Consider the following 21,956-nt stretch of genomic DNA (forward strand, 5'->3'; position numbering starts at 1 on the left):
TGGAAATCTCGATGGAAAAAGCAGCCTCCGTCGCTGGGTTAAACCGTAGGGACTTTCTTGCCGCCCTAGCCCGGGAACAAATTGATGTCTTTGCTGTTGACTTTGACGATCTAGAGCGTGAGTTAAACCGTGGCTGAACTTCCTGCTATCAACACCTGCTCACAGATAAAAAAGTTATAATTTGGGCGTTGCGTCAGTCTTTGAATGAATAGGAGTAGAGTGGGCATCCTGCCCGCCCGAAAATAAGGAGGAAACTGGCAAGATGCCAGTTCTACACAAGATGCCAGTTCCACGTCTGATGCCCATTCCACCTGACTCTTAAAATCATTCCATTATTAAGCAACGCCATAATTTGAGTCGAGTAGTAACTCACTAAAACGAGATTTGTCTCTGAGTAATGCTGAGAACAAAATGTTGGTATCAACTATAACTGGTTGGTTTTGTCCAATCACAATTTACTACTTATCAAGTTTAGATTTCACCTTAGACCAAACCGTAGAGTCAATCTCATTAGCTAATTCAGCCGCCACCTCTTCTGTAAGTTGACTGCGCTGGCTGATTGACTTGAGTTCAAGATAGTTGAGGAGTTGGGTCAGTTGCTGATAATCAATTGCTGTCTTATCAATCTTGATGATGATCGTTTGGTCATCAACACTAAGATTGTAATAAGGATTGTTAGACATAAGTTATAATCCAATACAGTAGTATTGTAGTATATTCCATATAAGTAAGCATTAAGCTATCAGCTATCAGCTATCAGCTTATGCGCTAATTGAGGTACTTTGCGAACAGCTTTTGAATAAGCGATGCAGCAAGGGAACAGGTAAGCAAAAGTTTAATCTGAGTTACGTTACATCCATTAAGCCTGTGCCACAAAGCATCTCAAGTAGCGTGGCCTTTGGCCAAGGCCAAGGGTTTTCCCCAGACTTTCAATTTTATTTTAAGCTGAATGCTGATAGCTGATAGCTGAATGCTTACGCCGATTCAAACCGCTAAGAATTGCTGAATCACATCCTGGCTCAGTTCACTAGTCGCCCCTGATGCCACAATTCCACCCTTCTGCATGGCATAGTAGCGGTCAGCTTGTCGGACAAAATGTAGATGCTGCTCCACTAAGAGCACGGAAATCCCAGTGGTTTTAATAATCCGCCGCACAGCTGCTTCAATTTCTAAAATAATCGACGGTTGAATCCCTTCCGTGGGCTCGTCTAACACTAATAACTGAGGACGTCCCATTAATGCCCGTGCGATCGCTAATTGTTGCTGTTGTCCACCACTCAAGTCACCACCCATCCGGGACAACATTGATTTTAAGACCGGAAACAGCTCAAAGATAGTGTCTAGGATATCGTCTTCAGCCTTTCTACCCCCTCGACGTGCTTCTAAACCCAGCAACAAATTCTCTTTCACCGTTACCCTAGGGATAATCTCCCGCCCTTGGGGCACATAGCCAATCCCTAATCTGGCTCGTCTATCCGTCGATAGTTTAGTCAGCGGTTGACCAGCAAAGGTAATGGTGCCAGTGCGGGGTTTCAGTAATCCCATAATCGTTTTGAGTAGAGTAGTTTTGCCCACACCATTCCGTCCAATCAGGCAAACCATTTGTCCTGCTGGTACATTCAAATCTACATTTCTGAGAATGTGGCTTTCACCGTAGTAGACATTTAAATTGGAAATTTGCAGCATAAGAGTTTTTTAGAAGTTAGAAGTTAGAATTTAGAATTTAGAATTTAGAATTTAGAATTTAGAATTTAGAATTTAGAATTTAGAATTTAGAATTTAGAATTTAGAATCGGAAATCGGGAATCGGGAATCGGGAATCGGGAATCGCAAAAATCCCGATATAGTAGATTAACTCTTGCCTATTGCCTATTGCCTATTGCCTATTGCCTCTTGCCTCTTGCTTCTTGCCTCTTGCCTTCCCCTCCTGGGAGGGGTTAGGGGTGGGTTCCTCTTGCCTATTGCCTATTGCCTCTTGCCTATTGCCTCTTGCCTTCCCCTCCTGGGAGGGGTTAGGGGTGGGTTCCTCTTGCCTATTGCCTCTTGCCTATTACCTATTGCCTTAAATGCTATAACACTTTACCCTTTACTCTTCTCCTACTTCTGCTTCCAAGCTTTTTACCACTTCTGCTGGCAGATCCAACAGCTTCACCAAGTTTTGGTAAGCCGCTGCTTCAGCATCGTTAATCTTTGGTTCGCTAGGTGTACGGGAACTTGATTTAATCACTTCATAAGCCAGCTTCACGATTAGTTTTCGTTCTTCAATAGTTTCTATTTCAGTAGTCAACTCTTCGATGGAAACATTAAGTGCTAAATAATTCTGTAACTCTTGTTGCAATTGTTGCTTTTGTTCTGCATCTGTAGCAAACACTTCGCTAAAGCGAGATATCATCACATCAATTTCTTCTGGTGCCAGATTACCATCAGACCAAGCCATAGCAGACACAATCCGTAGCATTTTCATTTGCTCCGCTGTAATCGATGGCTTTTGTCCTAAATACACTTCAATCACGCGGGGGTCATTTTGGACTTGATCCATTGTGCCTTCACACAACACTGACCCCTGATGTAATACGGTTACTTGACTAGCAATCTGGCGCACAAATTCCATATCGTGTTCAATCACAATAATGGAATGACTCTTGGCTAGAGCTAACAGCAAATCTCCGACATTTTCTGTCTCTTCATCCGTTAAACCAGCCACCGGTTCATCTACTAGTAATAAATCCGGAGACTGAGCCACTAACATCCCAATTTCTAACCGCTGTTTTTCTCCATGGGAGAGTAACTCCGCCAGTAAATTCGCTTTTTCCACTAAACCAATGGTGTGCAGCAAACCTGCTACTGTCCGTTTTTCCCCGGGTAATGTACGTCCAAACAGGGTGGAAAACACATTCTTATCACGATTGCAGGCTAAATCTAAGTTTTCTCGAACCGTTAGATTTAGGTAGACTCGTGGTGTCTGAAATTTTCGACCAATGCCGAAGCGAGAGATTTGGTGTTCAGATAAGCCTCGCAAATCCTCTCCCTTAAACAACACCCGTCCCTCCGTTGGCTGTACTTTCCCAGTCACTACATCCAGAAACGTAGTTTTCCCAGCACCATTAGGACCAATCATCACTCGCAATTCCCCAGCATCCATACTAAAGTTAAACTGGTTAATTGCTTTGAAGCCATCAAAACTTACCGTTAGGTTATCAATTTCAAGAATTTTTGAGTTCATTTGTAGTTTGCTAATGGTTAATGACTTTAGAAGTTGTAAGCTATCAGCTATCAGCTATCAGCTATCAGCTATCAGCTATCAGCATATGCTTAGATGGGCTTTTCCCCAGACTTTCAATATCTCATGAATCTCGTATAAAATTCTCTCGTTTGCGTATCGGCGCACGCTACGCTGGGTTTATTTTAAGCTGTTCGCGTAGCGTGAGCTTTTAGCTCACGGCTGACAGCTGACAGCTGACGGCTGAATGCTCCCTGCTCCCTACTCCCTTGCTGTAATAACCATGCAATGGAAATCAAGACCAGCTTAATGACCAATCTCTTCTTTTTCCCGTTGGACTAGTGGGTCTTTTTCTAGGCTGGGATAAGTTGTTATCACTGGTTTTTCGGTACCAAAAAGCGATCGCATTTGTTCAATTCCCTCGTCTCGCAACCAGCCGACAATACCATTAGGCAGTACTGTCACTACAATTAGGAACAGCGCGCCCTGGAAAAATAGCCAAACTTCGGGAAATTGCTCACTCAACAAGGTTTGACCTAGTCGGACTAATAAAGTACCCAGAATTGCTCCGACTAGAGTTCCTCGTCCTCCCACAGCCACCCAAATCACCATCTCAATGGAAAACGCTACTTCCATATAGCTGGGGGTAACAATCCCTGATTGTACCGTATAAAGGGCTCCAGCCACTCCAGCGATTCCCCCAGAAACCGCAAATACCAGGACTTTGAATCCGGTAGGATCGTAGCCAGAGAAACGCACCCGATTCTCATCATCCCGTATGGCAATTAACAACCGACCAAAACGTCCACTGGTTAACCAACGGCACAATAAGTAGATCAGAACCACACACAGGATACTAATTTCGTAGAAAGCTAACTGAGCTTGTTTGGAACTTACTAACATCCCAAACAGGGTTTCTGTATCAGTTTTTAACCCATTAGTACCATTAATTAGCTTTTGCTGTCCATTGAAAAAATTGAATAAAACCAGCAGTGCGGCTTGGGTTAAAATCGAGAAATAAACCCCTTTAATCCGGTTACGAAATACCAGATAACCCAGCAATCCAGCCACGATACTGGGAATTAAAACAATAGCAATTAGGGTAAAAGGAAAGGAATAAAATGGTTGCCAGAAGAATGGCAGTTCCTTTACACCATAGAGGGTAAAGAATTCCGGTATTTCTCCTTCTGGTAATTGCAGTTTGAGGTGCATAGCAAAGGCATAGCCCCCCAACGCAAAAAATATACCATGTCCTAGACTCAGCAGTCCGGTATACCCCCAAATCAGGTCAATCCCAATCGCGACAATAGATAATGACAAAAAACGCCCCAACAGCTTGAGGCGAAAATCCGGCAAAATCACTGGCATTAATAACCCGAAAACTAGAGCAATTCCTACGATTGCTACTATTTCTATAATTAACTTTCGTCGCCGCTGCTTTTTAATGGCTTGTGTTCTAGATACATAGGTCATAATTTCTGAAAATAGCAACTATAGCATTTATCAATTTGGTGAGGTACTTTAGCAAAGGGAGTAGGGAACAGGGAATCGGGAGTAGGGAATCGGGAGTAGGGAATCGGGAGTAGGGAATCGGGAATAGGGAATCGGGGGAATAAAATTGACTGTACCTCATAAATGTTGAAAACGCTATAATTCCGCCGTGCGTCCTTTTTGTGGGAATATTCCTGAAGGTCTCACTTGTAAAAAAGTAATAATTAAAGCGAAGACCATAACTTTTGCCATACTGGTGGTCGCAAAGAAGGTAAAGAAGTCCGTTACCGGTTTAAGAAACTCTACTGGCATCAACATAAAGGCTATGCTTCCCGAACCAATAATATAGGTAAGTGTACCAATTGCTAGGGCGGCTATTATGCTTCCGAATAAGTTTCCGACACCGCCAACCACCACCACCATAAAGGTATCGACGATATAATTTTGACCAGTATTGGGACCGACAGAACCTAGTAATGTAATCGCACAACCTGCTACACCAGCTAAACCAGAACCTAGGGCAAATGTTAACGCATCTACCTTTTGTGTAGGGATACCTAAGCAAGCACTCATACTGCGATTTTGGGTAACAGCTCTAATTCGTAATCCCCAACTGGAGCGATTTAAGAACCAGTAGGTACCCAATAGACAAATAATCGTCAAAATAATGATAAAGATCCGGGCATAGGGCAATTGGAAGTTACCAATCGGAAATCCCCCTTGAAGCCATGCCGGTGCAGTCACGTCTACATTTCTGGCACTAAACCAAGGTCGAGTAATTCCCCGTTGACCCGTTTGTCCTAACAACACCCCAGTTACGATCGCAATTCCTAGAGATAAGAATACCATCAAAGCCATCGTCCAATTGCGAATTCTCTGCCAATCTAAACGACGGCTGAGAACCCACCTTGACCCAAAAAACAGCAGGCAAAATACCGCAATTCCAATCACCAATACCCAATTTACACTGCGGACAAACTGCCGCAATATCAAACTTACCCCCCAAGTAGCGAGAAGGGTTTCCAAGGGTCGCCCATATAGATAACGAATGACCCCCCTCTCCAATACCAGTCCTACCAACGCTGCCACCAGAAAAGCCATGGGCAGGGCAAATAAGATGTAGACATTAAACAACGAATCGCCAAAAAAGGCTTTAAAGGTATTTTGGACAACATACGTTGTATAAGCGCCCAACATCATTAACTCGCCATGAGCAAGATTAATCACGCCCATCAGTCCAAAGACAACAGCTAGTCCTAGGGCAGCGATCAGTAGCACGGAGCCAATACTAATCCCGTTAAAAATTCCTTCTAAAAGTGGCAGCACAATTGAATTAAATATGAATTATGAAGGATGAATTATGAAGGATGAATTATGAAGGATGAATTATGAAGGATGAATTATGAATGGTGAAAACTACTTGATTTTTATGTTTTTGAAGTTTATAGTAAGCACTCAATACTCAACTAACAAAACTCAATTTTAAATGCCTTAAGGCGCGCTTTCCAATGGCCGGGGAACCCGGCCTTGGGTCGCGCCTGTAGTTTACTTCATAGGTCATAATTCATCCTTGATCACTTATGCTTTCTCCTTTTTGTACTTCCCTCCCTTATTGGGATCGCTCCAGTCACACCCATACCCTTTCGTTTCTGCTACATATTGATTCCAGGGGATGGGAGGAACGGGTTTAGGTGTGGATGAGACAATTTTGAACTGACCATCGGCTTGGATTTCACCAATGCGCACTGTCTTAGAAATGTGATGATTTGGATACATCTCTACTGCTCCTTCTGGTGCGCCAAATTTTTGACCGATAGCAGCTTTGCGCACAGGCTCTAGGTCAGTAGTTCCAGCTTGCTCTACCGCCTGCTTCCATAGGTAAACCATAATGTAAGCCGCTTCCATGGGGTCGTTGGTTACCCGGTCTTCGCCATACTCGGCTTTGAAGGCTTCCACAAACTGCTTATTGTCGAGGCTATCAACAGATTGGAAGTAGTTCCAGGCGGCGTAGTGACCAATTAGAAATTCTGGACCAATCTGCCGGACTTCCTCTTCTGCAATACTCACCGACATCGTGGGATATTTGTCTGGAGTGAGTCCAGCACCTTTGAGTTGTTTGAAGAAGGCGACGTTACTATCCCCGTTGAGACTGTTGAAGATTACGCCACCATTTGGTAGTGCAGCTTTAATCTTAGAAATGATCGGGGTAACTTCTGTATTACCAAGGGGAAGGTAATCCTCGCCCACGGTCTCTCCACCCAGGGCTTTGAGTTGCTCCTTAATAATCGTGTTAGCGGTACGAGGGAAAACATAGTCCGAGCCCACTAAGAAAAACTTTTTGCCCTTGTTTTTCAGCAACCAATCTACCGCTGGCTCAATCTGCTGATTTGGTGCAGCACCTGTGTAGAAAATATTCTTGGAACACTCCTGCCCTTCGTACTGCACAGGATACCAAAGCATATGGTCTTTGGATTCAAACACTGGTAGCACAGCCTTACGGCTAGCCGATGTCCAGCAACCAAAAATAGTAACAACTTGATCCTTATCAATCAGTTTGGCAGCTTTCTCAGCAAAGGTTGGCCAGTCAGACGCACCATCCTCAACAATAGGCACAATTTTCTTGCCTAATACCCCCCCGGCTTCATTAATCTCCTTGATGGCAAGCTTTTCAGCTTCCACCACAGTGGTCTCACTAATTGCCATAGTACCGGTCAGGGAGTGGAGAATACCCACTTTGATCGTGTCTTCACCACTAGCATCTGAACTCTCGGTGGCTGTGGAGCAAGCCTTCAACAGAAGACTAGTTCCCAATGCCGCTGAGCTATAAAGCAGAAATTTACGTCGTCCTAATCCACTTACCATACTTTCGTACAATCCTCTACCAAATTTAGGCGTAGCCTCATTGAAAAAATTGCGAAGCTAGGGTGTGATATTAGACCTAGGATTGCAAGTAAACTGTTAATTAGGATACAAAAAAGCTAAACTTTCGATCAGTTCATGAAAAATTGACATTTTTTAACATTTTTTAACATTTTTTTGAATCAGATCTACCCATGCTGAGCACTATCTATTCACATTCTGTTAATGAACTCTTTACAGCCTGGATAAGCAAAACCTCCTTTACAAAAGCAAGAGAGAGCAGGCGAAGCCAGGACCGGTTACTATGGTTCAATAACCTCGAAAAAAGCCTATTTTTGCCTAAAAATATAATATTGCCGCCATTAGGCATCATCTATTCAAGCTTTATTGCTCAACTTCTAAACTTACGGTTGTCTTGTAACCTATTGTCTTGTAACTCAGTGTACAGATTGACCATAAGGTTGATGTATTAATAAACACTAACGACTCATGCGCTAACATTTGGCGAGATTTAAGCTTTGTCAGGGGAGGATTTCCAAGGATGTCACACTGGATGTCACCCGAACTCAGGGGCATCCAGAATCAACTGGATCAATCAATTCCTAGCCAGTGCGAGCATTCGGCAGAAAGTTTTTGTTGGCTATGCACTCTCCATTGGTTTGGCCATTTTGGGAACAACGACTGGATTAGGGATTGGCCAGCATTACCAAAAGTCAGCACTAGCTGAACTCACTCGTGCCCAAAAACAAGAACATCTGCTGAAGAATTTACAAATCGCGATTTTAGACCTACGTTCCTATCCCTACTTAGGTGCGCTTTCCGTGATGGCGAAGTCGCAATGGCTCATTTATTTCTACTCACTCTGTACCTTTAGAGCCCGCNTTGCGGACGAAAGGACTTGAACCTTCACGTCTTGCGACACTAGAACCTAAATCTAGCGCGTCTACCAATTCCGCCACGTCCGCTTACCTTGCGATTTATATCATAGCATAAATTATAGCTTTTATTGCAACTGCTGGGGAAAATTTTCCCAAATCCCGGTTAAAAACCCCCTTTATCATCTACACCTCAACTTTCACCCCGCCCCGGAAGGCAACATACCCTTCAATTGGTTTCGCCTTCTCCTTGGTACTGGGGTAATACCAGGCTGCATCCTTATTTTCTTTACCATTCACAACTATGGTATAATAGTTAGCTTGACCTTTCCAAGAACAGGTTGTGTGGGTACTACTTTCCTTGAACAATTTCGCGACGCATTCCCCCACCTAGTTCAGGTGGGGGTTAAGGAGCGCTAGGATATTTGACTTCTTCCCCAACGCTCTATAAACTCTCCAACACTAGTACCTGATTCCTTTGCAGACACTTGCAACCATTTCCACACAGTATCGGTAAGCATGATAGTATGTGGTTTTTTTAGCTCGTCGTAATGGACGGGAACACCTCTGATCCTTTTCTTATTTTCCTTGTCTGTATTTGACATTCCTAGAATACACGTATATACTAAGGATATAGTAGCAAAGGAACTGATTAAAACGACAACCAAGGTAATTCGCACAGATAAATGGACTCTTAACCCGACGACTGAGCAGCGCGTACTGCTAAGTGAAACGGTAAGAGTCTATCGTCGTGCTTGCCGGTACTTGGTTGGAATAATTTACACTCATTGGGGCGAATTGGGGAATCTAACAGCAGATCACTTAACTCCAGCTGTCGAACGGTTAATGCACGAAACTGCTAAACGACCCAACATAAAGTATCCCCAATTCAATAAAACTTTTTACAAGTTTCCTAGTTATTACCGTAGAGCCGCTATAGCCTTTGCGGCTGGACAGGTTAGTAGTTTCGTCACCAGATATGGAGAATGGCAATCTGGGAATCGAAAAAGGAAGGACAGTAACCCACCAAAGCTAAATGCTGACACTGGGTGCTATCCTGCCTTGTATAAAGGACAATGCTATAAATTACATGGTTTCGACCAAGTAGAACTCAAAGTTTTTGATGGCAAAAACTGGGTCTGGACTATAGTTCAGATCACCGGATTGAGAGAAAGGCATCAGGTAGCTACAAATAAAATGATGTCACCTTCGTTGATCATCAAGGATAGGTACTGTCATCTCTCTGTTCCTTTTGCCTGTAAGCCAGAAAAACGAAACCCAGAAACTAATGTAACGGCGGTAGACTTGGGTCTAAACACTACGGCTACCGTAGCAGTCGTAACTCATGACGGCACTGTAATTCATCGTGATTTCATTCACCTTGGAAGAGACATAGACCGCAGAGACAAGCGACTAAAGTCCGTATCCAAAAGAGCCTCAAAAACGATGGGTAGAGGAGGGAAACTACACAAAGGGTTTTGCTCTAACACTTATCAAAAGTGCAAAAGAATCAACAATCAAATTAGCCATATTGTTTCTAAGCGCATTGTAGGGATTGCGGAGAAATTTAATTCTGAAGCAATTGTCTTTGAGAATCTTAAAGGCTGGAAACCAAAAGGTGGACGAAAGCGATCTAATCTAAAGCAACGATTCCACGGATGGCTTAAAGCAAAAATCCGCGATTTTACGGAGACAAAATGGGCTGAGTTAGGCGGAAAAGTAATAGATGTTGTTGCGGCCTATACTTCAAAATTAGCTTTTGATGGCTCTGGTACGGTAAAACGAAATAAAAAAAACTACTCTCTGGCCACATTCCCTTCAGGTAAGCAGTTTAATGCAGACTTAAATGGGGCTTACAATATCGGGGCCAGAGGCGTGCTTAAACTCACTCGCAGAAATGACAGTGAGGGTCGCTCCAGTAAAAAACCTGGACGACCGCCTAGAAGCTGGGCTTGCCTATGTGACTTGTGGACTAGTGGTAGTTCCAAATTAGCATAGGACACCCCCACCTCGGTGATAACCAGGTGGGGTGAGCTTCATATACTGCTTGTTGATGGAGTCGCGGGGAAAGTATTGATTGCCTTCCACCACCACACATTCGTCGCTCTCGGCTAGTAACGCTCCGTTCCAGATTGCTTTTGGCATGGTTTACTTACTTGTGGTTGACCTACTTAATTGAATACTATTTCTAAGTTGACTAGGTCAACAGCATTGAAGTGCAAATGGTGTTTCTTGACCGTTGACCCTAAACTGTGACCTTCAAAAGCATTGAGAACTGCTATAGTAAGCATTCAGCCGTGAGCCATTCGCGTAGCGTGGCCATAGGTCAAGGCTCACGCTACTTGAGGTGCTGTCAGCCGTCAGCTTATTTTATTCAAAAGCTGTTCGCACCTTAAGTAGCGTCGTCAAAGCCCAAAGCTTACCTCTTTTATTCAAAAGCACCTCAAGTAGGGTGCGCATCAGCTGATCGCTGATCGCTGATCGCTGATCGCTGATCGCTGATCGCTGATCGCTGAACACTGACCTGCCATAGATGATAATCGCAATTGAAGGCTAGAATCCAGTCAGGAATAGTTGCCAATCCACCTCAGCCAAATCCATAGTTTGGTTAATTGCTCGCATCCTATTCCGAGGAGCCCACTAGTAAACTATTATAACTGGAGACCGCAAGTCAATATGTCTTTCACTGCTAGTGTCATTTCAGCAAAAGAATGGGGAGCTAAACCCCCAAAAAAATGGCCAGATACTACTAGACCACGATATATTATTATTCACCATACTGCTACTCCCAATGCCCCGAATGATCTATCCAAAGGAACCTTATGGGGCTCCAGAAGTTTGGCTAGGAGTATTCAAAAATCCCACATGGACGGCTTTGGCTGGGATGACTCAGGTCACAACTTTTTGAATACCACGGGTGGATATTTACTCGAAGGTAGACAGGGTTCCTTATCAGCGATTAAAAAAGGACGTTCTGTCAGCTCTGCTCATGCTGGTAGTACCCTAGGTAACCAGTCACCGGGAATTGAAAATGAAGGCACCTTTATCAGCTACCGGATGAATGCCAAACAATGGAAAAGTTTGGTAGATTTATGTGTTTCGATTTGCAAAACTACCAAGATTAGCCCAGATAATATTAAAGGACATCGAGACTTTTCACCAACCCAATGTCCTGGGGATTGGTTATACAGTCAATTGCCTCGGTTGCGCCGAGAAGTTCGTCAGCGCCTTGGCTCCTCAGTTGAAGACTATCTCAGAGAAGGAGACACTGGTCTGAAAGTCAAAGAGCTACAGCAATCCCTCCAAACTCAAGGGTTTAGTCCCGGTCCAGTTGATGGCATTTTTGGTCCTGCTACCACCAAAGCAGTGATTTCCTTTCAGAAGTTTGAGGGACTCAATCCCAATGGATTAGTGGGATCAAAGACCTGGGACGCACTGAAAAGTTCTTCTAAACCATCAGAGAAATCTCCTTCTGAACCAGGTAACAAGAAGCGCCAGCCTGTGGTTATCGTGAACACCTACAAGTATTATCGTGGCTTACCTCACCAAAAACAAGCGATTGAGTGGCTACAAAAACAACTACCAAAAGAAGTCTTGGAAGAGTTTTCAGAAAGATGGCGTAGTGATAAACCCTCATCTGGCTATCTTCCTTTAATTGAAGGAGCAGTTGGCTCAGAAGTAGAGGAACTACAGCAGCGGCTCCAAACCCAAGGATTTTATGCTGGTGCAACGGATGGGGATTTTGGCTCTCGGACAAAAGCTGCGGTGATTGCTTATCAGAAAGCGAAAGGATTATATGCTGATGGGATTGTGGGTTCTATAACTTGGTCTACTTTGAATCTTGACTAATGGGAATCGGTAATTTTGAATTGGTAATTGCTAGTTTACGATGACCCATTAATCATTAATCTATACAAGTTATTTTTTTTAGAAAGGAGGCTAACAAAGTATTTTGTTAGCCTCCTTTATCTAGGGATAAAACCAGTTAAATTTAAGCTATTTTTTTTATGCCTATAGACATAATTAAACGTAACTATGTTACTGGTTACGTTTATTAACGTTGATAAAACTCTTTATGTGAACCGTTTACCCTTGTCTAATATAGCACTACGCATTAAAGTTAGAATATTGATACAAGCAGCAAAAGCTGTTGTAGTCAACTTTTTCCTCTTGCCTCTTGTCTCTTGCCTTGCGCGTAGCGCTATACCTGATCTTAACAGTCAAGTTTAATTGTATATAACTACTTGAATCGAATATTTCTGATCTTATCGATCTATTCGGAAAACAGGTTGGTACTGTCGCAGACACGACCTCTGCCAGATATATGAATCAACAGCCAGTCAAGCTAATTGAATTTGACCAGGTGGAAGATGCATACAAAGCTCTCAAAGCGGGGCAAGTGCAGGCTTGAGTTTATGATTCACCAAGGTTACTTTACCAAACGTCACAAAACCGAGAATACCAGATTGTGGGTGAGTTGTTTGCTGAACAAGACTACGGCATAGTTTTGCCTCAAGGTAGTCATTATCGTGAGCCAATCAACCGAATTATTTTGCAATTACAGGAAGACGGAGAACTCACCAACCTAGAGCAAAAGTGGTTTCCTTCTAACCAGTAAGATTAGGTATGCTTAATCACGTACAATAGGGTCGATTGCATGCATAGTAATTGGTAATTGGCCATTGGTAATTGGTAATTGGTAAAGTGACACAAGAGATACAGCTTCAAATTGAAACAATTGATGAAAAATCCCTGCACCTAAGGACAGTCAAGGCTTTGGGACGAGCACACGCAACCACTCTTGGTCATTTTCCTGAAGGAGCTTTTGATCAACACGCACTCAGTCGTCAAATACTTGTGGCTCTTACTCCTGAAAAAAAGTGTACCGGTTATTTGTTATACCGGAAGGTGCGTAGACATAATATCATCGTTCTTGTTCATCTATGCATCGAGCCATCATGGCGTGGTAACGGTATTGCTAGAAAGCTAGTTAATTATCTAAGTCAGAATACTCAGGACTTTTACGGCATTAAACTCAAATGCCGTCGTGATTATGGATTAGAGAGAATGTGGTCTCACTTAGACTTTGTTCCTTTGGCTGAAAAACCCGGAAGGAGCAAGGATGGAAAACTACTTACCGTTTGGTGGCGCGATCACGACCATCCTACCCTATTTTCTACGGTTGCTACCCAAAAACTTGAGTCTAAATTATGTGCAGTCATTGATACCAGCGTGTTTTTTGACTTGCAAGGAGATGAAGCTAGGTCAAAGGCCGAATCCGACTCTCTACTAGCTGATTGGTTACAGCCTGATTTGGAGTTATGTATAACTAATGAAATATTTAAGGTCATCAATACTATTGATGATACTAAACAAAGGAATAGTAAACGCCAGTTAGCCGATACCTTTACTCAACTCCCCTACAATCAGAAAGACTTTGAAACAGCTTGTCGGTCTCTAACCAAGGTTTTGTTATCAACTCAGGTAACTATCAATGAATCTCAACAGCGTCAGTTAGCTATAGCCATAGCTTCAGATGCACCATTTTTTTTGACTCGTAATTCGCAAATACTAGCGTTCGCAGATGCTATCAATGAAGAATTTAACTTATCAATCCTTAGTCCTACTAGTTTAATTGTTAAGCTAGATTACCTTCACGAATATATTAACTATCAGCCTGTACGCTTAGCAGGCACAGGTATCACTAGACAAGTTGTTCATAAATTAGATCAGGTACCTTTCTTGAGTCAAAGGTTTTTGATTGCTGCTAAGGGAGAAAAACTTAGTGATTTTCAAGGAAGACTGGGCTATATTATTGCTAATCCCGATAAATTTAATTGTTATATTATTCTGCAGTCAAAAAATACTCCCAAAAACAATACTCCCCTAGCTTTAATTGCGTATCATACCGATAAAACTCATGAGTTAAAGGTGCCAATTTTTCGGGTTAGATCAGGTCATCTTGAAGAAACAATAGCGCGTTACTTAATTTTTTGGTTTATATCCCTGTCAGTAAGTAAAAATATGCCATTTACACGAATTACTGAACCTTATTTGAATCAAACTATTCTTAGCGCTATTCAAGATGATGCTTTTTTTAAAGTTAAGGATGGTTATTTAAATGCCAATCTTGCGGTTGCGGTTACGGCGACAGAATTATCCGACTATCTCACTAATTTAGCTAATCTAAGTCCGGATTATAATTTTTGTCTAAAAATTGCTGAAACCCTCAAAACTGATAATTTAACCAAAGCGGTAAAAACAACTATAGACGTTGAACGCATACTGTGGCCAGCAAAAATTATTGATGCTGACCTTCCTACTATAATCATTCCTATTCAAGCAGAATGGGCAAAGGAATTATTCGATGAAGACTTAGCTAACCAGCTCCTATTGAGATCGAAAACTGATCTGGCGCTAAAACGTGAACTTGTCTATTATCGAAGCCATAGAAGTAATGGTGGCTTAAAACCAGGGGTTGTTGGTAGAATTCTTTGGTATGTAAGCTATAATAAAAACTATTGTGGCACAGGACAGGTAAGAGCTTGCTCTAGACTTGATGAAGTAGTCGTCAACAAACCTAAAAATCTCCATCAACAGTTTCGCAGATTGGGTGTATATGAATTAGAAGATTTAATGAAGCTTACCAAAAATGATCCTAATAAAAAGCTGATGGCCCTTCGATTTAGTAATACTGAACTGTTTAAAAATCCTATAAATTTGGCTGAAATTAAAGAAATACTTGGTAAGCGTGTAACAGTTCAATCACCGTTGCGGATTGATCAGGAACAATTTACAATGATATATAGAGAAGGCACCCAAAATAAGTAGTGTTAACAATGCCCAATGTGTTGTTATTATCAATTCGTCCTAAATATGCTAGTCAATTATTCAATGGAACCAAAAAAATTGAACTTCGTCGGGTGCGTCCTCGATTAGAAGCAGGGGATATTGTTGTGGTTTATGTCTCCGCTCCAGATAAGGTTTTATCGGGTTTTTTTGAAGTGGAAGACGTTATTCAAGACCGCCCGGATAACCTTTGGTATAAAGTAAAAGACAATGCTGGGATAGAAAAAAAAGATTTTAATGAGTATTATGAGGAAGCCGCCGTCGGTTATGGGATCTGCTTAAAACTCATAGAACATTTTGAGCCACCAGTAACCTTACAAGATTTGAGAGCAAAATGGGCTAACTTTAGACCTCCACAATCTTATCATTACTTAACGACTAGGGAATTTGAGTATCTTAAGTCTATTGTAGAGGATAAAATGGAAATTAGGTCAGAGCATTATATCAATTAGCTAAATCTTTGCTAAGAATAGATTTGGGAATGGGTCATGGAGAATCGATAATGGATAATAGCAATGCAATAACCCATGAATGATAATCAATGACTAACTAACTAACAGTCTAGAATTTATCAAACATGTTATAAAAAAAATTAGGTGGATAGTATGGTAGGGGATAAGAAAGCTGAATTGGTCAGTCTATTTGAGGAATTTATCAGTTCATATCCCTACACACCGGTTGGGTTAAGTCACATGGCAACCTACAAGGATCAGCGTCGCCTTTGGTGTCGGAATTTTGAAGCAATCTCTGCTATAGTGGACTCTGGAGAAGCTATAACAGAACCGATACTGTTTCACCTATTCCCTGATAGAGAATTGGCGATTACGTTGAATAGTCAATATGGTGAGGGTGATGATTCATGGATACTAACTATTCCTAGAAAACGTGATAATTATTTAGAATTACGATTGCCATTAAAACTGAAATATCAGCATAAATGGATACAAAGGTTAGTAGAGCAGATTGGTTACGACATCCTTGAATTTGTTGGTTGCTGCACTAAGCATCCTAATCAGTTATCAGCAGCTTGTGATCAGTTTTCTACAGGGGAATACTCCAAAGGTTTTCCGACGGAAATGCTGACGAATCTCCTCAATGGGCTGCAACCAGATAGGTTTCTGTTAATCAATGATAATTCTCGACAGGTTATCAATTATTTTGTTAATACATCCTACGGAAAGAGACTGACAGATTATCCAGCAGCAAATACTACAGGATTGAAGCTGATTAAAGCATTAGATCACACTATGCATCAACCGGGTGTTCCAGTGCTCAGGGATAATGATTTATTCGATATGTTTTGCTACTGGTTGGTTGCGGTTAAAGGGTATAATTTTTCGGGTAAAGAGGAGGTTATCGAATTTACCTCTGATGCTTCAAGGAGGGCGTTACTAGAGGACTATACGGTAAGCGAATGTGCTAAAGATACTGGTTTTGATATAGCAGAGTTAGAGGCATGGATACGTGCTATTGAACGCAAAGGACAAGGAATTTTTTACGGCCCACCAGGTACAGGTAAAACCTATAGTGCTCAAAAAATTGCTAACCATTTAATCAGTGGAAGTGATGGATTCACAGAACTTGTCCAATTCCATCCTGCCTATTCCTATGAAGACTTTATTCAAGGTATTCGTCCACAAAGTCAAAATGGGGAATTGAGATATCCTTTAGTTCCAGGCAGATTTCTAGAATTCTGTAATAAAGCTGAGTCTCGGCAAGGAATTTGTGTTCTAATCATCGATGAAATTAATCGTGCTAACCTCGCTAGTGTGTTTGGAGAATTATTGTATCTACTAGAGTACCGGGAGCAAAAAATTCCCTTAGCTGGCAGTAATCAACTATTCAGTATCCCGAAAAATGTTCGGATCATCGGCACTATGAATACGGCGGATCGTTCTATTGCTCTAGTCGATCAGGCATTTCGCCGTCGCTTTGCATTTATTCGGCTCTATCCCAACTATGAAATCCTGAGACGATATCACGAAACAACGGATTTTCCAGTTAATGGATTGATTAAGGTTATCGAACAAATAAATAATGCGATCGCAGATCCTAACTACTCCCTGGGAATCTCCTTCTTTCTACTAGAAACAATAGCTGAGGAAATTGAAGATATCTGGCGAAGGGAGATTGAGCCATATCTAGAAGAATACTTTTTCGATCAACGGGATAAACTAGACCAATTTCGCTGGGACACTATTAAATTAAAAATTAAAAATTAAAAATATAGCGTTTCAAATACTTATGAAGTAAATTCAATGTTCTTACCCCTACTCCCTACTCCCTACTCCCTATTCCCTATTCCCTGTTCCCTGGGCGTAGCCCTATAAAAAATGAAAATAATCAAACTAACGGAGTATCAGCCAGATAAGATTCCACGCTACCAGATTCCAGAATCGATAATCCATGAATTGCAGCAAAAATACAGCAATCAGGTAACAGTAAATCTTGAATACTCCAAAACCGGGGATTACTGGCAACTAACCTCTCAAGGATGGGTAGGTTATATTCCCCTAACCAATGAACTGAGCATCCAACTCCAGCCGAAAGTCCCTCTAAACAATCTTTTCGGAATGCTTGACTATGCCTATAATCTTAGAAGCTTTCACATTCTAGAGGGGTTGATTGATTGTAAATCTCTAGAAGAATTTTACGATTACCTGGTCAGTATCCTCATTAATGGCATACGCGATCGCATTCGCCAAGGACTCTACCGTACCTACATCCCCACAACTGGTCAACTAGCATACCTTCGGGGGCGTTTGGATGTACAGCAAACTATCCAGAAGCCATGGGATATCAAACTTAACTGCCATTACGACGAACACACTAGTGACATCGAAGATAATCAGATTATCGCTTGGACACTCCACTGTATCTGTCGCACTGGTTTATATAGCGCTAAAGTAAGTCCAATGTTGCGGCAAGCCTATCATGCCCTACAAAACCTTGTCACCCTACAACCTTATAGCGCTAGGGATTGTATCGGACGAAACTATAATCGGCTCAATCAGAATTACCAAAGGTTACATGCTCTTTGCCGCTTTTTTCTCGAACACAGCGGACCAAGTCATAAAACAGGTAGTAATACCATGTTGCCCTTTCTAGTTAACATGGCAAAACTCTATGAACGCTTTGTTGCTGAATGGATAAAATCCCACTTACCTAGTGGCTTTGGCGTTAAGATACTCGAAAAAGTAAACATCGACAAGACATTATATTTTTACATTGATATAGTACTCTACGAGGTGGCAAATGAGAAAACATGCTGCATTCTCGATACTAAGTATAAAATCCCTATTAGTCCATCTCGTGATGACTTTAACCAAGTAGTAATCTATGCTATTACACAAGATTGTCAAGAGGCAGTTTTAGTATATCCAGCTCCTTTAACTCAGCCCCTTGATGTTAAAATTAGTGATATTCGAGTCCGCAGCTTGACGTTTTCTCTTGATGGGAATTTGGAAGAAGCTGGTGAACTATTCCTAAAGAAATTAACAGGATTTACCCAGAAATAGGAAACAAACCCTACAGGTAGAGTGACTAATGATTAAACAGACTTGATATCATTCATCATTGGCCAATTCCTCAACCCCCTGATGAATCACGACTGGTGTTCCCACAGATGCCCAATCAAATAACCACTCAGCATGATCCACAGCTACATTGACACAGCCATGACTTACTGGAGTACCAAACTTACGATGCCAGTATGCCCCATGGATAGCATAGCCCCGGTGGTAATACATCGAATAAGGTACATTAGCCAGATCGTAATCTGCACCACGCATTCTGTCCTTGCGACGCTTGGATTGAATAGTGAATGTACCAGGATGGGTAGGTGTTGAATCTTTACCAGTGGAGACAATGATTGCATAAACCGGTTGTCTACCTTCCCAAGCAATCAGCCTTTGATTGGTTAAGTCTATCTCAATCCAGCGTTCTTCTGAATCTTGTAGTTCCATCACTCTGGTAGCGATTTGCTCACTTACAGGATTGGTCAACGCTGGTGTTGTCGAGACAGCCAAGGCGATTAGCATCAGTGGGAAACTGGCAAACCAGGTTCTTAAGGGACTTAGCCAGTGAAAAAACATATAACCTTAGCAGTCAATCAAACAAATCACCCATATCATAGCCTCAACTTAGAGAATCAGGGGCTAATCGTTGCTTTAGCTGTTTTGCTCGTTTTGCGATCGCATTCCAATTCCCCTCATCAATCAGGGATTGAGGAAACAAATTCCCTGAAAGACCCACAGCGATCGCTCCGATATTAATCAATTCCTGAGCATTGTCTATGGTAACACCACCAGTAGGAATTAAAGGGATGTGACCGAGTGGTCCAAGTAAGGCTTTGATGTAACTAGCACCACCGACTGCCTGAATCGGAAATACCTTAACACAGCTAGCACCAGCATCCCAAGCTGTCACAATTTCTGTGGGGGAAAGTGCTCCGGGAACCACTGGCACCTTAGCAGCTATTGCTGCTTTAATAACTGGTATATCTACATGGGGACTAAAGATAAACTGCGCTCCAACATCAATTGCCTGATGTAACTGAGATTGGTTTAAGATCGTGCCAGTACCGATGATACAGTTGGGTAATTCTCTATGGAGCTGACTAATCAGCTCAGGAGCATCAGCGCTATTCCAGGTAATTTCAATTAACCGTATACCCCCAGTGGCTACCGTCTTAGCCATCTGCTCGCCTAGGGATTTCGAGGATGCTCGAATCACAGCAATTACTCGCTGCTGTCGTAATAGGTTTAACCAGTTATCAATGATCAATTCTAGTTACCATTAGTTAAGCTCAACACCCTCGTGGGTTCCCGTAGCGTGACCTACGGTCAAACCGCATCTGCATAACTAGCAACTTGGGTTAATAAAATTTATATGACTTTCATAGAAAATGAAAATACAAGATTGAGACATTATTTAGCAAGACTACATCGACGCACTCTGTGCTACTCTAAATCTGAACAAGCGATGCAGCAAGGTCTTGGGGGTCTCTCCACACTCGCGCATTGCATCAATAAAATCTTGCATTTATCAATTAGGCTTCTTATTTATTATTTAAATTATCATAAAATTCCCCTTTATAGTTAAATCATTTCGATATTCAGCAACGCCCAATTTTGAGACAGTGTTTTTAAGTTCACTGAGCAATTGCGCTGTGAGGTAAGTTACGATGGTTTGATACTGGATTTAGGAAAATTAATCTATGAGCCTCGTTTTGGAACGTGAGACACCACCTTTGCGAGAAGATGAAACCGGAGCGATTCGAGTTGGAAATTCAAGGGTTTTGCTAGAGACTGTTATTCGAGCGTTTCAAGATGGTGCATCCCCTGAGTCTATTGTCCATCGATACTCGACTCTATCTTTGTCCGATGTTTACAATACAATTGGCTACTACCTTCGACACCAAAATGCGGTAGAAACATACTTAAATCAGAGAGAGCAATTAGCTGAATCAGTGCAGCAACGTTTGTCTAGTATCCAACCTGATCTCAGCGTAATTCGTACCCGTTTGCTATCTCAGCACAATCATTAGAAAGGGTATTGTGCTGTATTTGCCTTTGTGACCAATAATTACTCACTCTACAATACTGTACAATTTAGTAAATATTCGGAAATTTATGCTTAAAAGCCCGTGACGAGGATTGAACTCGTGACCTCACCCTTACCAAGGGTGTGCTCTACCACTGAGCCACACGGGCTAGATTGAAATTATTAGATTTACATTATTGGTTTGATTTAGCCTATTGTACTTTGGCCAAATTTACTCTGCCAAGGTATCAATTAATCAGCTTTTGATTTACCGAGGCCAAACCAGTCATGGTAATTAGTTAACGGTTAAAATCAGCAAATATTATGCTGACTTATCAAAAGCATATTTAGGTTATATCTCAAACCATTGTGGTGGGCCGGGCTGGATTTGAACCAGCGTAGGCATAGCCAACGGATTTACAGTCCGCCCCCATTAACCACTCGGGCACCGACCCTTTTAGCTCACATTTATAAATGTTAGCACAGCTTTTAGGAATTGTCAATTTTTTCAGGAAATCGACCGGAATTAGCCAATGCTGTAAGCGTTGTGCAATGCCCACCAGATCAGAACGCTGATACTGCCCAAAACCAGAATTGCTGAAATAACAACGGCTTTCGGGCTATCAGCTCCTTTAAACTTCATGATGCCACGATTGAGGTCTGACATAGTTTGTCGCTCCTGTTTGAGTTATCAGGGATCTAACCAACAAGTCGATTATAGCCAGGGCTAAATCAGGGGGAAATTTACCGATTAACCTTGGTATACTCAGCTTTGAGCGGTTATACTCGGCTTTTAAAGTGATCTCAGTACTGAAAACCTAGAGAAAAGTATAGGAAAAATTTATAAAATATATAGGATTTTCTTGTGAAAGTATTGCTATTAACCTTGGCAGTGCTAGTCAGTTCCTTGGTAGCGCTAGAGGTGGGTTTACGATGGCTGCTGGGCTTCGGTAATCCCCTGATTTATGTGGCAGATGAGGAAATTGGCTACTTGCTAGCCCCTAACCAAAGCACCAGACGGTTTGGCAACCGCATTGTCATTAATGAATATTCCATGCGCAGTCCCACCACTACTCCTAGCCCACCGCCATCGATGCTGCGGGTGTTCCTACTGGGGG

The 21,956-nt window shown here is 42.0% G+C and carries 23 protein-coding genes, 3 tRNA genes and 4 pseudogenes; 12 read left to right on the top strand and 18 right to left on the bottom strand.

Going from position 1 to position 21,956, the window contains the following annotated elements:
• Positions 1-137, top strand: a 137-nt coding sequence (locus tag F6K20_RS01530; RefSeq protein ID WP_502708801.1) for a UPF0175 family protein, incomplete at its 5' end; no start/stop codon positions are given.
• Here the strand turns inward: F6K20_RS01530 and F6K20_RS01535 are convergent.
• The 3 genes from F6K20_RS01535 to urtE all read right to left on the bottom strand — a co-directional run bounded on the left by F6K20_RS01535 (position 123) and on the right by urtE (position 1,686).
• A complete protein-coding gene (locus tag F6K20_RS01535) occupies positions 123-311 on the bottom strand; it encodes a hypothetical protein (RefSeq protein ID WP_287247764.1) in 189 nt (62 codons plus the stop codon). The two genes, F6K20_RS01530 and F6K20_RS01535, sit on opposite strands and share 15 nt — an antisense overlap.
• A gap of 147 nt (positions 312-458) precedes the next feature.
• Positions 459-683, bottom strand: coding sequence for a hypothetical protein (locus F6K20_RS01540; protein ID WP_287247766.1), 225 nt, complete (start codon positions 681-683; stop codon positions 459-461).
• 301 nt (positions 684-984) lie between these two features.
• Complete coding sequence (gene urtE, locus F6K20_RS01545; RefSeq protein WP_287293451.1) at positions 985-1,686, bottom strand: urea ABC transporter ATP-binding subunit UrtE; 702 nt, start codon at positions 1,684-1,686, stop codon at positions 985-987.
• A gap of 179 nt (positions 1,687-1,865) precedes the next feature.
• Between urtE and F6K20_RS01550 the strand changes: the two genes are divergently transcribed.
• A complete protein-coding gene (locus F6K20_RS01550; protein ID WP_287262776.1) occupies positions 1,866-2,066 on the top strand; it encodes a hypothetical protein in 201 nt (66 codons plus the stop codon).
• Positions 2,067-2,086: 20 nt separating this feature from the next.
• On the opposite strand, the gene urtD is transcribed toward F6K20_RS01550, so the two are convergent.
• The 8 genes and pseudogenes from urtD to F6K20_RS01590 all read right to left on the bottom strand — a co-directional run.
• Complete coding sequence (gene urtD / locus F6K20_RS40445) at positions 2,087-3,223, bottom strand: urea ABC transporter ATP-binding protein UrtD (protein ID WP_008188589.1); 1,137 nt, start codon at positions 3,221-3,223, stop codon at positions 2,087-2,089.
• Between the two features lie 182 nt (positions 3,224-3,405).
• A complete protein-coding gene (locus F6K20_RS01560; RefSeq protein ID WP_267872103.1) occupies positions 3,406-3,537 on the bottom strand; it encodes a hypothetical protein in 132 nt (43 codons plus the stop codon).
• Positions 3,527-4,693 carry an urea ABC transporter permease subunit UrtC gene (urtC, locus tag F6K20_RS01565; protein ID WP_287247773.1) on the bottom strand — a complete coding sequence of 389 codons (1,167 nt, stop codon included), beginning with the start codon at positions 4,691-4,693 and terminating at the stop codon, positions 3,527-3,529. The genes F6K20_RS01560 and urtC overlap by 11 nt, the downstream gene beginning before the upstream one ends.
• Entirely contained in the window at positions 4,677-4,853 is a 177-nt protein-coding gene (locus F6K20_RS01570) for a hypothetical protein (RefSeq protein ID WP_287247775.1), read from the bottom strand. Before F6K20_RS01570 ends, urtC begins: the two co-directional genes overlap by 17 nt.
• A 14-nt stretch (positions 4,854-4,867) precedes the next feature.
• A complete protein-coding gene (locus F6K20_RS01575; protein WP_287247777.1) occupies positions 4,868-6,037 on the bottom strand; it encodes an ABC transporter permease subunit in 1,170 nt (389 codons plus the stop codon).
• A gap of 252 nt (positions 6,038-6,289) precedes the next feature.
• Positions 6,290-7,573, bottom strand: coding sequence for an urea ABC transporter substrate-binding protein (gene urtA / locus F6K20_RS01580; protein ID WP_008188596.1), 1,284 nt, complete (start codon positions 7,571-7,573; stop codon positions 6,290-6,292).
• A gap of 880 nt (positions 7,574-8,453) precedes the next feature.
• Positions 8,454-8,535 (bottom strand) — tRNA-Leu (locus F6K20_RS01585).
• Between the two features lie 96 nt (positions 8,536-8,631).
• Positions 8,632-8,811, bottom strand: a pseudogene (locus F6K20_RS01590) (DUF427 domain-containing protein); the annotation flags it as partial.
• Between the two features lie 285 nt (positions 8,812-9,096).
• Here F6K20_RS01590 and F6K20_RS01595 point away from each other — a divergent pair.
• A complete protein-coding gene (locus F6K20_RS01595) occupies positions 9,097-10,443 on the top strand; it encodes an IS200/IS605 family accessory protein TnpB-related protein (protein ID WP_502708033.1) in 1,347 nt (448 codons plus the stop codon).
• A 36-nt stretch (positions 10,444-10,479) separates the two neighbouring features.
• Here the strand turns inward: F6K20_RS01595 and F6K20_RS01600 are convergent.
• Positions 10,480-10,590, bottom strand: a pseudogene (locus F6K20_RS01600) (DUF427 domain-containing protein); the annotation flags it as partial.
• A 225-nt stretch (positions 10,591-10,815) separates the two neighbouring features.
• Positions 10,816-10,965 (bottom strand): hypothetical protein, encoded by a 150-nt coding sequence (locus F6K20_RS01605; protein ID WP_287265118.1) that lies wholly within the window; start codon positions 10,963-10,965, stop codon positions 10,816-10,818.
• A 156-nt stretch (positions 10,966-11,121) separates the two neighbouring features.
• Between F6K20_RS01605 and F6K20_RS01610 the strand changes: the two genes are divergently transcribed.
• The 6 genes from F6K20_RS01610 (at position 11,122) to F6K20_RS01635 (ending at position 18,812) form a co-directional block, all read left to right on the top strand.
• Positions 11,122-12,294, top strand: a complete 1,173-nt coding sequence (locus F6K20_RS01610; RefSeq protein WP_008187826.1) for a peptidoglycan recognition protein family protein — start codon at positions 11,122-11,124, stop codon at positions 12,292-12,294.
• 619 nt (positions 12,295-12,913) lie between these two features.
• Positions 12,914-13,063 carry a hypothetical protein gene (locus F6K20_RS40450; protein ID WP_502708800.1) on the top strand — a complete coding sequence of 50 codons (150 nt, stop codon included), beginning with the start codon at positions 12,914-12,916 and terminating at the stop codon, positions 13,061-13,063.
• A 71-nt stretch (positions 13,064-13,134) separates the two neighbouring features.
• Entirely contained in the window at positions 13,135-15,276 is a 2,142-nt protein-coding gene (locus F6K20_RS01620) for a GNAT family N-acetyltransferase (RefSeq protein WP_287293453.1), read from the top strand.
• 8 nt (positions 15,277-15,284) lie between these two features.
• Entirely contained in the window at positions 15,285-15,746 is a 462-nt protein-coding gene (locus F6K20_RS01625) for an ASCH domain-containing protein (protein WP_008187820.1), read from the top strand.
• Between the two features lie 153 nt (positions 15,747-15,899).
• Entirely contained in the window at positions 15,900-17,516 is a 1,617-nt protein-coding gene (locus F6K20_RS01630; protein WP_071105967.1) for an McrB family protein, read from the top strand.
• Between the two features lie 111 nt (positions 17,517-17,627).
• Entirely contained in the window at positions 17,628-18,812 is a 1,185-nt protein-coding gene (locus F6K20_RS01635) for an McrC family protein (RefSeq protein WP_287265121.1), read from the top strand.
• Between the two features lie 48 nt (positions 18,813-18,860).
• Here F6K20_RS01635 and F6K20_RS01640 read toward each other — a convergent pair whose 3' ends face one another.
• Both F6K20_RS01640 and F6K20_RS01645 read right to left on the bottom strand, forming a co-directional pair.
• Positions 18,861-19,334 (bottom strand): L,D-transpeptidase, encoded by a 474-nt coding sequence (locus F6K20_RS01640; protein ID WP_287265122.1) that lies wholly within the window; start codon positions 19,332-19,334, stop codon positions 18,861-18,863.
• Positions 19,335-19,431: 97 nt separating this feature from the next.
• Positions 19,432-20,079: a bifunctional 4-hydroxy-2-oxoglutarate aldolase/2-dehydro-3-deoxy-phosphogluconate aldolase gene (locus F6K20_RS01645; RefSeq protein WP_008187810.1), complete on the bottom strand. Its 648-nt coding sequence runs from the start codon at positions 20,077-20,079 to the stop codon at positions 19,432-19,434.
• A 90-nt stretch (positions 20,080-20,169) separates the two neighbouring features.
• Between F6K20_RS01645 and F6K20_RS01650 the strand changes: the two are divergent.
• Positions 20,170-20,397: pseudogene (locus F6K20_RS01650) on the top strand (IS1 family transposase); the annotation flags it as partial.
• A 115-nt stretch (positions 20,398-20,512) separates the two neighbouring features.
• Positions 20,513-20,842, top strand: a complete 330-nt coding sequence (locus tag F6K20_RS01655; protein WP_008187807.1) for a DUF433 domain-containing protein — start codon at positions 20,513-20,515, stop codon at positions 20,840-20,842.
• Positions 20,843-20,936: 94 nt separating this feature from the next.
• Here the strand turns inward: F6K20_RS01655 and F6K20_RS01660 are convergent.
• The 3 genes from F6K20_RS01660 to F6K20_RS01670 form a co-directional block, all read right to left on the bottom strand.
• A tRNA-Thr gene (locus F6K20_RS01660) sits at positions 20,937-21,008 on the bottom strand.
• 200 nt (positions 21,009-21,208) lie between these two features.
• Positions 21,209-21,293: transfer RNA gene (locus F6K20_RS01665), tRNA-Tyr, on the bottom strand.
• Between the two features lie 71 nt (positions 21,294-21,364).
• Positions 21,365-21,505, bottom strand: coding sequence for a hypothetical protein (locus F6K20_RS01670; protein WP_008187806.1), 141 nt, complete (start codon positions 21,503-21,505; stop codon positions 21,365-21,367).
• Between the two features lie 198 nt (positions 21,506-21,703).
• Here F6K20_RS01670 and F6K20_RS01675 point away from each other — a divergent pair.
• Positions 21,704-21,956 (top strand): annotated as a pseudogene (locus F6K20_RS01675) (SGNH/GDSL hydrolase family protein); the annotation flags it as partial.

The sequence above is a fragment of the Moorena sp. SIO2C4 genome (assembly GCF_010672485.1).
In the GTDB taxonomy this organism is placed as follows: domain Bacteria; phylum Cyanobacteriota; class Cyanobacteriia; order Cyanobacteriales; family Coleofasciculaceae; genus Moorena; species Moorena producens.

Bases quoted from the DNA above. Each gene is read 5' to 3' on its own strand.
- F6K20_RS01670 (WP_008187806.1), bottom strand. From the start codon at position 21,505: ATGTCAGACCTCAATCGTGGCATCATGAAGTTTAAAGGAGCTGATAGC.
- F6K20_RS01635 (WP_287265121.1), top strand. From the start codon at position 17,628: ATGAAAATAATCAAACTAACGGAGTATCAGCCAGATAAGATTCCACGC.
- urtA (WP_008188596.1), bottom strand. From the start codon at position 7,573: ATGGTAAGTGGATTAGGACGACGTAAATTTCTGCTTTATAGCTCAGCG.
- F6K20_RS01640 (WP_287265122.1), bottom strand. From the start codon at position 19,334: ATGCTAATCGCCTTGGCTGTCTCGACAACACCAGCGTTGACCAATCCT.
- urtE (WP_287293451.1), bottom strand. From the start codon at position 1,686: ATGCTGCAAATTTCCAATTTAAATGTCTACTACGGTGAAAGCCACATT.
- F6K20_RS01540 (WP_287247766.1), bottom strand. From the start codon at position 683: ATGTCTAACAATCCTTATTACAATCTTAGTGTTGATGACCAAACGATC.
- F6K20_RS01610 (WP_008187826.1), top strand. From the start codon at position 11,122: ATGTCTTTCACTGCTAGTGTCATTTCAGCAAAAGAATGGGGAGCTAAA.
- urtD (WP_008188589.1), bottom strand. From the start codon at position 3,223: ATGAACTCAAAAATTCTTGAAATTGATAACCTAACGGTAAGTTTTGAT.
- F6K20_RS01570 (WP_287247775.1), bottom strand. From the start codon at position 4,853: ATGAGGTACAGTCAATTTTATTCCCCCGATTCCCTATTCCCGATTCCC.
- urtC (WP_287247773.1), bottom strand. From the start codon at position 4,693: ATGACCTATGTATCTAGAACACAAGCCATTAAAAAGCAGCGGCGACGA.
- F6K20_RS01630 (WP_071105967.1), top strand. From the start codon at position 15,900: ATGGTAGGGGATAAGAAAGCTGAATTGGTCAGTCTATTTGAGGAATTT.
- F6K20_RS01655 (WP_008187807.1), top strand. From the start codon at position 20,513: ATGAGCCTCGTTTTGGAACGTGAGACACCACCTTTGCGAGAAGATGAA.
- F6K20_RS01625 (WP_008187820.1), top strand. From the start codon at position 15,285: ATGCCCAATGTGTTGTTATTATCAATTCGTCCTAAATATGCTAGTCAA.